This window comes from Bartonella sp. AP65SXKL, assembly GCF_042195725.1.
Lineage (GTDB): Bacteria > Pseudomonadota > Alphaproteobacteria > Rhizobiales > Rhizobiaceae > Bartonella.
This window is the reverse complement of record NZ_JBHIOW010000108.1, coordinates 331-613: the sequence shown is the minus strand read 5'-3', so window position 1 is coordinate 613 and position 283 is coordinate 331. Positions and strand designations below refer to the sequence as shown.

At 43.8% G+C, this 283-nt stretch carries 1 pseudogene; it reads right to left on the bottom strand.

Annotation, left to right across the window (positions count from 1 at the left end):
* Positions 1 to 57: 57 nt before the first annotated feature.
* Positions 58 to 283: pseudogene (locus tag ACFIMP_RS09915) on the bottom strand (late control protein); the annotation flags it as partial.

Below are 283 nucleotides of genomic sequence, written 5' to 3'. Positions count from 1 at the left end.
GGGAGGTACTTAAGAAACCTTTTTAATGGGGCTATAAATCTGGTTTATAACCTATCATCTGTCCTCTTCATCCATATGGATAAAGTTTTCATCATCATCAATCTCTTCTGGTTCTCGTGCATCAGCCGCGGCTTTTTGGTCGTCTCCCACATCTGTTTCTAAGCCATTGGCTGCACCTGCTTCATCACGCGCACTGTATTTAAAATCCCAAGAGGTGCAATGTTTTTCATGGATAACAACAATAGGGAGTGTTTCACCGGTGATGGCTTTGCCTTCACCCCGT